Origin of the sequence: Tepidanaerobacter sp. EBM-38, from assembly GCA_001896545.1 — a bacterium.
Taxonomy (GTDB): Bacteria; Bacillota; Thermosediminibacteria; order Thermosediminibacterales; family Tepidanaerobacteraceae; genus Tepidanaerobacter.
Genome location: MPOT01000085.1, coordinates 1 through 8213, shown reverse-complemented (window position 1 = coordinate 8213; position 8213 = coordinate 1). Strand labels below are relative to the sequence as shown.

Annotated in this window: 7 protein-coding genes; all 7 read left to right on the top strand. The window is 34.1% G+C overall.

Going from position 1 to position 8213, the window contains the following annotated elements; translation table 11 throughout:
• The first annotated feature begins 134 nt into the window (after window positions 1-134).
• From cas6 to cas1b, 7 genes are read left to right on the top strand one after another with little or no spacing between them, the layout of a single operon-like run.
• Complete coding sequence (cas6, locus tag BUC45_RS09340) at window positions 135-881, top strand: CRISPR-associated endoribonuclease Cas6 (RefSeq protein ID WP_296971843.1); 747 nt, start codon at window positions 135-137, stop codon at window positions 879-881.
• A 31-nt stretch (window positions 882-912) separates the two neighbouring features.
• A complete protein-coding gene (locus BUC45_RS09335; protein ID WP_296971844.1) occupies window positions 913-2706 on the top strand; it encodes a TIGR02556 family CRISPR-associated protein in 1794 nt (597 codons plus the stop codon).
• 27 nt (window positions 2707-2733) lie between these two features.
• Window positions 2734-3645, top strand: coding sequence for a type I-B CRISPR-associated protein Cas7/Csh2 (gene cas7b, locus BUC45_RS09330; protein ID WP_366750072.1), 912 nt, complete (start codon window positions 2734-2736; stop codon window positions 3643-3645).
• Between the two features lie 12 nt (window positions 3646-3657).
• Window positions 3658-4374 carry a type I-B CRISPR-associated protein Cas5b gene (gene cas5b, locus BUC45_RS09325; RefSeq protein WP_296971840.1) on the top strand — a complete coding sequence of 239 codons (717 nt, stop codon included), beginning with the start codon at window positions 3658-3660 and terminating at the stop codon, window positions 4372-4374.
• Window positions 4349-6724 (top strand): CRISPR-associated helicase Cas3', encoded by a 2376-nt coding sequence (cas3, locus tag BUC45_RS09320; RefSeq protein WP_366750070.1) that lies wholly within the window; start codon window positions 4349-4351, stop codon window positions 6722-6724. Before cas5b ends, cas3 begins: the two co-directional genes overlap by 26 nt.
• Window positions 6718-7215, top strand: a complete 498-nt coding sequence (gene cas4, locus BUC45_RS09315; protein WP_296971836.1) for a CRISPR-associated protein Cas4 — start codon at window positions 6718-6720, stop codon at window positions 7213-7215. Before cas3 ends, cas4 begins: the two co-directional genes overlap by 7 nt.
• Window positions 7212-8204 (top strand): type I-B CRISPR-associated endonuclease Cas1b, encoded by a 993-nt coding sequence (gene cas1b / locus BUC45_RS09310; RefSeq protein WP_296971834.1) that lies wholly within the window; start codon window positions 7212-7214, stop codon window positions 8202-8204. The genes cas4 and cas1b overlap by 4 nt, the downstream gene beginning before the upstream one ends.
• Window positions 8205-8213: the final 9 nt, after the last annotated feature.

The window sequence follows — 8213 nt, the reverse complement described above, 5'->3', positions numbered from 1 at the left end:
TTTTTGGAAAAGGTGGAATATATATAAAAGACAAAAAATCACAATGTTTGATAAAGTTATTAATTATTTTAGCACGGAGAAAATAGAACACAATTATGTCGATTTTAAAACACAAAAACAATGGAGGTTAAAAGTTGAGACAACAAATTTACTTTTGGCCTGAAAATGGCCGGACCCTAATATTGCCTATTCACTATAACCATATAGTGCAGGCTGTGATATATGATTCACTGGATAAAGATATCAGTAATTTTCTGCATGAGAAAGGCTTTTCTTATGAAAAAAGATCCTTTAAAATGTTCGCTTTTTCCAGACTTATGGGTACCTATGAAATAGATAAGGGAAAGGAAAAAATCATATTTCAGGGGCCGGTATCGCTAGTAGTAACATCGCCTTACAGATATTTTTGCACATCACTTGCAAACGGTCTCTTGCTCAAATCGACTGTAAGGTTGGGAAATACAAATATGCAAGTTACGAATGTCTCATTTGCAAAGGATATGATTTACCAAGATAAAATACAAATACGCACACTATCGCCTATTGTCGTCTATAGCACCTTGATGAGGCCGGATGGCAGGAAATACACCTGCTATTTTGAACCTGGAGAAAAGGATTTTGATGAAATCATGGAAAAAAATCTTCGGAAAAAATACATAGCATTTCATAAAACAGAGCCTCCTGAAGGGAATATAAAACTAGAACCCCTAAGACAGCCGAAACTTTCAATAATAAAATACAAAAATACAATAATAAAAGGCTACTCAGGAAGATTTATCCTGTCAGGCCCCGCCCCTCTCCTACAAATAGCAGTAGAAAGCGGCCTAGGCAGCAAAAACAGCCAAGGGTTCGGGTGTGTGGAGGTGGAGGGTATGAACTAATTGACGAGAAGCAAGTTTAAAGTTGAAAGGAGTGAAAAAAATGCTTACAGCCATAAAAGAGTTAGGGGAACTTATTATTGAAAGAGAGAATAGAGATTTACTGGACACTCTGGTAGATGATCCAAACAGTACAGGAAGCTACACGACAGTCATAACTATTGTATTTACAAAAAATGATGAGGAGGTTGAATTTTCATATGTAGCTCAAGAACAATATGACAAGTCCAAAAAAATGAAGTATCTTTATAAAAGCGGCGCGGCAACCAGTTCTGATTTTTCACCTACCGCAAAACTAAGCGGCAAACCAGAAGGAACTTTTGACAGGAAGATATTAGGATGGTTTAAGATCCTTGACAACAGAGATTTGGAATTAGCCGATTCGGATAGAGCATTTTTAACTTCTATTTACAATCAATTGAAAGAGAACAGTGATTACATAAAAGAACAGATCCTAAAGATAAGAAACGAAATACCTAAAAAAGAGGGGATCTTACTTACACTAAAAATTATTGATGACGATAAAGAGCTTTATGTAGGAGATTTTGAAGTATTTAAAAGGTTGCTCATCTTTCAAGAAAATAAGAAAGACACCAAATGTTTGACAAAAAATAAGGTATGTTCTATCTGCGGAGAAAGAAAGGAAACTATAATTGGCAAAATCGATACCTACGCTTTTTATACTTTAGACAAACCCGGCTTTATTACTGGCGGATTCGATGAAAAAAAGGCATGGCGTAATTTTCCTGTTTGCAAAGACTGCAAAGTGTCTCTTGAAGAAGGAAAAAAATTTTTAGAATCAAATCTAACTTTTAAATTTTATGGCGCAAGGTACAATTTAATTCCTAAATTTATTATCGGAACTAAGGATGTATCTGAAGAGGTAATAGACATCTTTACAGGTACTTCAAAAATAGTATCCCTTAAGAAAAAGAACATAGAGCGTATAACTAATGACGAGGAAGATATTCTTGACGCGTTAAAAGAAATAAATGATGTAATTACTCTTAATTTCTTATTTATAAATAAAATGCAAGCAGCAGAAAGAATAGTTTTACTAATTGAAGATGTTTTTCCTTCGAGAATTAGAAGAATATTTGATGCAAAATATGCAGTTGATGATATGGTTAAAAATAATAATTTTACCTTTGGAACTATAAGAAACTTTTTTTCAAAATCAGATTCAAATAAAAGAGATTATGATCTCGACAAATATTTTCTTGATATAGTTGACAGGATTTTTAAAGACAGACCCATAGATAAGGCGTTCATTCTTCGCTTTGCGATGAAAAGGATACGAGATGAATTTGTAAATGATAGATATTTTTATTTTACCGTCAAGGAAGCGTTGTCGATGATGGCATTTCTAGAGGATTTGAATCTAATAACAATGGAGGTGGAGCTTATGGAGCAGCGAAAGTTTGATGATTTATTTGAAAAGTATGGAGAAATGTTTCAAACGCCTTTGAAGAGAGGACTTTTTCTCTTGGGCTCTTTAACGGAGCTATTATTGCGCAAGCAATATAAGGAACGAGACGCAAAACCATTCCTAAAAAATCTAAAAGGCCTTAAGATGACAGAAAGAGATTTTAAAGGGTTATTGCCAAAAGTTCAAAACAAGCTCGAAGAATATAATTCATTTGATAAGGGAAAACGGCAGCTAGCAGCAGAAATCGCGAATTATCTTCTTTTGGCAGGAGATAATTGGCCGATGACAGTTGATGAACTTAACTTTTATTTTGCAGCCGGCATGAATTTGATAGATGAAATAATTCCAATAATCTATCCCAACAAAGAGATTCCAGAAGAAGTAATAGCACAAAAGTAAAATATGACAAATAACAAGGAGGAACCAATAATGTCAGTTATAAAAAATCGTTCAGAAATATTATTCCTTTATGATGTTACTGATGCTAATCCGAATGGTGATCCCGTTGATGAAAATAAACCAAGGGTTGATGAGGAAACAGGAGTAAATATAGTTACTGATGTCAGACTAAAGAGAACAGTACGCGATTACTTATATGACTACAGAAACAAAGATGTCTTTATAATTGAGCTCAGAGACGACAATAGTAATCTTAAAACAAAAGAAGATAGGCTCAAAGATTTTAAAGACAATGAAGACCTTTTGAAAAACTGCATAGATGTAAGGCTTTTTGGCGCTACAACTGCTGTTAAAGATAAAACAATGACTCTAACTGGCCCAGTTCAGTTTAAATATGGCAGATCCCTGCATAGAGTAGATATGACCTATGTAAAAGGTACTACTGTTATGCCGTCAGCTCAAGACAAGAAACAAGGAACATTTACTGAAAAATACATTCTTCCTTATTCTTTGATAGCTTTTTATGGTGTTGTTAATGAAAATGCAGCTGCAAGGCAAAATATAGAGCTGACTGAAGACGATATTTCGCTTTTGCTAGAGGGGCTATGGAACGGAACAAAAAATCTTATGTCTACTTCTAAAGTGGGTCAGGTTCCCAGGTTACTTTTACAGGTTGTATTTAAAGAAAACAATTTTCACATTGGGGAATTAGATAAGAGGATAAAATTCGTAACAGACAAAAACGATGAAGAAATTAGAGACATACAGGATGGGAAGCTTAAAATAGATGAACTGGTAAAAGCGCTTAATATGCATAAAGATGCAATTAACTTAATTAATTTCAAAACTGACGAACGTTTAATATTGACGATGGACGAGAAAGAAATCTCGTTAAAAGAGGCTTTAAATGGTTTTAATGCACAAGAACTTTTATTTTAGAGGGGAATGAAGATGAGAACTCTTGTATTTGACATATATGGGGATTTTGCGCATTTTAAAAGATTTTATACTACTTCATCTCCCCTCACCTTCTCTTTTCCCCCACCGCCCACTGTGAGGGGGATGTTAGGAGCTATAGTTGGCGCTGACAAGGAAAATTATCTTGAAGTTTTTTCTCATGAAAAATGCAAAATAGCTATAAGGATTCTTTCGCCTGTGAACAAAATTAGAATGGGCTTAAACCATATAAATACAAAAGGTAATTATTGGGTGCCAATAAAAAAGGGAAAACATGAAGCGAGAACGCAAATACGAACTGAATTTTTAAAAAATCCAGCTTATAGGATATATGTAAGTCACAGCGACAGCACGGTTTTTAGCACACTTATTGAAAATATTAAGTCCCACAAAACTGTTTTTACGTTATCTCTGGGTCTTAGTGAATTTCTTGCGGATTTTAATTTTGTAGGAGTAAAAGAGTTTACTCAATGCAAAAATAATGAAGGAGAAATTTTAACAGTAATTCCTATGAGCGCTCTCGAAGATTATGGCATTACCTTTGAAGAAGGCAAAAAATACTTTAAAGAAAAAATAGCGGTGGAAATGACGAAAGATAGAGTGGTGCAGCGCTACGAGGATGTGCTTTTTGAGACGCAAGGCAAATCAATTCAAGCTCGTGCTAACTATTGTATGGAGGATGAAAATGGTGAGCGAATTGTCTTCTTCTAAGCTGTATTCACACCCAAATAAGCTCTTAGAAGATCATCTATTAAATGTGGCACGCATCAGCATCCATAATTTAATTGCAAGCCCTGTTAAAAATATTTATAATTACGACAAAAGCACCTTACACCAATTAGTTAAAACATGTGGTTTGTGCCATGATATAGGTAAGTCCACTGACTATTTTCAAAAATATCTTTTTGCCGAGGAAAAAGATAAGAAAAAATTTAAAGCCATGCCGGAAACCCAGCATGGCTTGTTGTCCGCTGTCATAGCATTTTATGCTGTTAAAACGGAATTTGCAGAAAAAGAAGATTTACAGAGCGAAGAAAAAGCTTTTCTATCATTTGCTGCTTTTTGGATAGTAAGAAAACATCATGGGAATTTAGAGGATGTCATAGATGAAACTGCTATATCTGATAATGATAGAGCCATTCTTGAAAAACAAATAGAAACCATAGATGAAACCCGACTTTTCATCTTGAATGATAAATTACAATCAGCAGGCTTGAAACAGAGTCTAACAAAATCTATAATGCTCGAATGGGTAAGCTTTATAGGTGATGAATTGAAGAAACTTAGACGACGATTTCGGAAACTAGAGCGCGAAAAAAGCATTTCTCCCTACTTACTAATAAATTATATTTTTTCTCTTTTAATTGATGCAGACAAAAGCGAAGTAGTACTGCATGATGTACCAAAACGTAAACCGCTTACTTTGAAGCATACTTTAGTAGATGAATATAAGGCAAAATTGGATTTTGAAAAATCTAATTTAAATAATCTTAGGGAAGAGGCATACAGAGAAGTCGTAAGCCAAGACCTTAATTTAAATGAACGAGTATATTCAATAAATCTCCCAACAGGTCTTGGCAAGACGTTTACATCTTTTGCCTTTGCCTTGAAGGCAAGAGAAGAAATCCGGGACAAGAAGGGTTATGCACCCCGTATAATCTATTCTCTGCCATTTTTAAGCATAATAGAACAAAATGCTAAAGAGATAGAAAATATTCTAAGAGCAGGAGGCTTCAAAGTAACTACAGACCTTCTTTTAAAACATCATCACCTTTCTGAAATTTACTACAAACAGGAGGAAAACGAATTTGAAAAAGATGAAGCTAAGATATTGATTGAAGGATGGAATTCAGAGATAATAATAACTACTTTTGTACAGCTGTTCCATACTCTGCTGTCAAATAAAAACAGAAGTTTAAGAAAATTTCATCGTTTATCAGGAAGCATAATAATTCTTGACGAGGTTCAATCAATACCTTTCAAATACTGGTTAGTGGTAAAGGAAACATTAAAGCAGCTTATGGAAGAACTAGATTCGTATGTAGTCTTTGTTACCGCGACAGAACCTTTGATTTTTGACAGAAAAGAAGTTGTAAGTTTAGTCCAGAGAGAAAAATATTTTAGTGTTCTAAACCGAGTAACAATAAAACCTCAATGCCGAACTGCTCTTACTATAGAAGAGTTTGCACAAAATATAGACTTTGAACCTGATAAGAATTATTTGTTTATATTAAATACAATTAATTCCGCAAAAACATTCTATAAACTTTTAAAGACGAAGATAGGGGAAGAAGATATGGTTTTCCTTTCTACCCACATAGTTCCAAAAGAACGACTGGATAGAATTGAATTAATGAAGAGCAAAAGAGTAAAAGCAGCTGTTACTACACAACTAGTAGAAGCAGGTGTGGATATTGATTTTGATGTAGTATATAGAGACTTTGCACCACTTGATTCAATTAACCAATCTGCAGGTCGCTGTAATAGAAATGATACTGAGCAGGGAGAAGTGATAGTTGTACGTTTAAAAGATGATAGAAGGCAGTATTCATCCTACATATATGATAATGTCCTACTTGATATTACCGGAAAAATTCTTGAAAAGAATGACTGCATAAAAGAAATGGACTTCTTAAATATTGTAAACAGCTACTACAAGACGATGCAGGAAAGAATGGCGAACGATAAATCAAAAGATTTGCTTAATGCCCTATATAAAATGAAGTATGACAGCTGTGACGGAACTCCGAGTATTAGGGATTTTAGGCTTATTGAAGAGACATATCCAAAGATAGATACTTTTATAGAAATAGATAATGTCGCAAGGCAAATTTGGAAAGAGTATCTGAAAATTAAAGAAATAGTCAATCTTTTTGAACGCAGACTTGAATTTAACCAAATAAAAGCTGATTTCTATAAATATGTGATATCCGTCCCTGCTACTGTAGATAACATTCCTCCAGAGGTTGCAGGTTTTAGATATGTTAACTTTGAAAGCTTAGATGATTATTATGACAGCGAAACAGGGTTCAGATGTGAGGGAGTGGCTCCGATATGGTAATGCCTATAACAGGAACGTTAATCCAAAGCTATAAAATATGTAGGCGTCAAACATGGCTAATGGCACACCAAATTGTACCTGATCAAGAGAATCAATATATAGAGATAGGCAGACTAATTGATGAGGAAAGTTATAGTAGAGAAAAGAAAAAAGTACATCTTGAGAACGTAGTTTTAGACTTTGTTACATCAGATAATGGGGATGTTATAGTCGGCGAAGTCAAGAAAAGTTCTCGAGCACAGGACAGCGCAAGAATGCAGCTTGCTTTTTATCTTCAAAAATTAAAACAAAGCGGGGTAGATGCCAAAGGAATTCTAATGTTTCCGGAAGAAAGAAAAAGAATGGTGGTGGAACTAACACCAGAGTTAGAAAAAGAATTAGAAGAAATGACAGACGAAATTCAGAAAATAATACTTCAAGAACTGCCGCCACAGCCAAAAAAGATTGGATTTTGCAAAAACTGCGGTTATAAGGAGTTTTGCTGGTCATGAAAAAGCCTATTTACATATTTTCCAGTGGAGAATTAAAAAGGAAGGACAACACAATATTTTTTGAAAATGAAGCAGGCAGAAAATATATTCCCGTAGAAAATACAAGTGAAATATATATTTTTGGTGAGGTGGATATAAACAAAAGATTTTTAGAGTTTATCACACAAGCAGAAATAATTCTACATTTCTTTAACTACTACGGCTATTATGTCGGCACATATTACCCTAGAGAACACCTAAATTCTGGCTATATGGTATTAAAACAGGCTGAACACTACTTGGATTTTGAAAACAGGTTGCGTATAGCTTCTGAATTTGTAGCAGGGGCTTCAAAAAACATGCAGCAAGTTATCAGGTACTATTTGAACCGAGGAAAAAATTTGCAAGAGATTGAAGAAATTATAAAAACATTAAGCAACAAAATAAGTTTATGCAATAATATTGAAGAACTTATGGCAATAGAGGGCAACATAAGAGAAAATTACTACGGCGCTTTTGATAATATCTTAGAAAATGAAGATTTTGCCTTTAAACGAAGAACACGCAGGCCTCCCAAAAATAATTTAAACACCTTGATTAGTTTTGGAAATTCAATGATATACACAATGGTGCTTAGCGAGATATACAAAACTCATTTAGATCCTCGCATAGGATTTTTACACGCAACGAATTTTCGACGATTTACATTAAATCTTGATGTGGCTGAAATTTTTAAGCCCATCATTGTTGATAGAGTAATATTTACTGTTATTGGCAAAAAAATGCTGACAGCAGATGACTTTGAAAAGAGTACGGAAGGCTTATTGTTAAAAGAAAGTGGCAAGAAAATCTTCATTGCAGAAATGGAAAAAAAGTTAAAAACAACATTTAAACACAAGACCATAGGTAGAGAAGTTTCCTATAGAAGACTTATAAGATTAGAGCTATACAAGTTGGAAAAACATCTTATGGGTGAAGAAAAATATGAAGCATTTGTAGCAAGATGGTAACTTTTGCAT